Here is a 1,665-nt window from a genome sequence, read left to right on the forward strand (position 1 = left end):
GCCCGGCAGCCGCACGTACCAGTTCAGCGACGAACGCAAACAGGTCTACAAGAAGCTGGTGGTGTCGGAATGCGGCAAGCAACTGCTCGGCGCCGTCATGGTGGGCGACGCGGCCGAGTACGGCACGTTGCTGCAGATGATGCTGAACGGCATCGAGTTGCCCGAGGCGCCGGAATTCCTGATCCTGCCGCAAAGCGACGGCAAGGCCAAACCCGGACTTGGGGTCGACGCGTTGCCCGAATCCGCGCAAATCTGCTCGTGCAACAACGTCTCGAAGGGCGAGCTGTGCGCGGCGGTCGGCGCGGGCGCGACCGACATCGGCGCGCTCAAGTGTGCGACGAGCGCCGGCACCTCGTGCGGCGGCTGCGTGCCGCTCGTCACGCAGGTGATGAAGGCCGAGATGAAGAAGCAGGGCCTCGCGGTCAATAACCACCTGTGCGAGCACTTCCCGTATTCGCGCCAGGAGCTGTATCACATCGTCCGCGTGGAAGGCGTGCGCAGTTTCGGCGAATTGCTGGCCAGGCATGGTCATGGGCTCGGCTGTGACATCTGCAAGCCCGCCGTCGCGGGAATTCTCGCGTCGTGCTGGAACGAGTTCGTGCTGAAGAAAGAGCACGCCTCGCTGCAGGACACGAACGACTACTACCTCGCCAACATCCAGCGTGACGGCACGTATTCGGTGGTGCCGCGCATGCCGGGCGGTGAGGTGACGCCGGAAGGCCTGATCGCGGTCGGCCAGGTGGCGAGGAAGTACGGTCTCTACACCAAGATCACCGGCGGCCAGCGTGTCGATCTGTTCGGCGCGCGCGTCGATCAACTACCGCTGATCTGGGAAGAGCTGATCGCCGCCGGTTTCGAATCGGGCCATGCGTACGGCAAGTCGCTGCGCACCGTGAAGTCGTGTGTCGGCTCGACGTGGTACCGCTATGGCGTCGGCGATTCGGTAGGACTCGCGGTCGCCATGGAAAATCGCTACAAGGGGCTGCGTTCGCCGCATAAGCTCAAGTTCGGCGTCTCGGGCTGCACCCGCGAATGTGCGGAAGCGCAGGGCAAGGACGTCGGCATCATCGCCACCGAGAAGGGCTGGAATCTGTATGTGTGCGGCAACGGCGGCATGAAACCGCGCCACGCCGAACTGCTCGCGTCGGATCTGGACCGCGAGACGCTGGTGCGCTACATCGACCGCTTCCTGATGTTCTACGTGCGCACCGCCGACCGCCTGCAACGCACCAGCGTGTGGCGCGACAGCCTCGAAGGCGGACTTGAATACCTGATCGACGTGATCGTGCACGACAAGCTGGGACTCGCCGAGGAATTGGAGGCGGAAATGCAGCACGTGATCGCCACCTACGAGTGCGAGTGGAAGAAGGCCGTGACCGACCCTGAGACTCGCAAGCGCTTCCGTCATTTCGTCAACAGCGACAAGCTCGACGAGAACGTGACCTTCGTCGAGGAGCGCGGCCAGATCCGCCCGGCGACGTCGGCCGAACGGCAAGCGAAGCAATTCCCGATTCCCGTGGTCGCCGAGACCGCCTGAACAATCACCATACCTGCCCTGAGGAGTTCAGCATGAACAACGACCGACTTCCGCAATCCTGGATGCCCGTGTGCGCGCTCGACGACATCGTGCCGAATACCGGCGTGTGTGCGCTGGTCAATGGCGAG

The 1,665-nt window shown here is 63.7% G+C and carries 1 protein-coding gene and 1 pseudogene; both read left to right on the forward strand.

Going from position 1 to position 1,665, the window contains the following annotated elements:
* On the forward strand, positions 1-1,537 hold a 1,537-nt coding region (gene nirB / locus A6V37_RS00050), incomplete at its 5' end, for a nitrite reductase large subunit NirB (protein ID WP_208607839.1).
* A gap of 32 nt (positions 1,538-1,569) precedes the next feature.
* Positions 1,570-1,665, forward strand: a pseudogene (locus tag A6V37_RS41950) (nitrite reductase small subunit NirD); the annotation flags it as partial.

The sequence above is a fragment of the Paraburkholderia ginsengiterrae genome (assembly GCF_001645125.1).
GTDB lineage: Bacteria > Pseudomonadota > Gammaproteobacteria > Burkholderiales > Burkholderiaceae > Paraburkholderia > Paraburkholderia ginsengiterrae.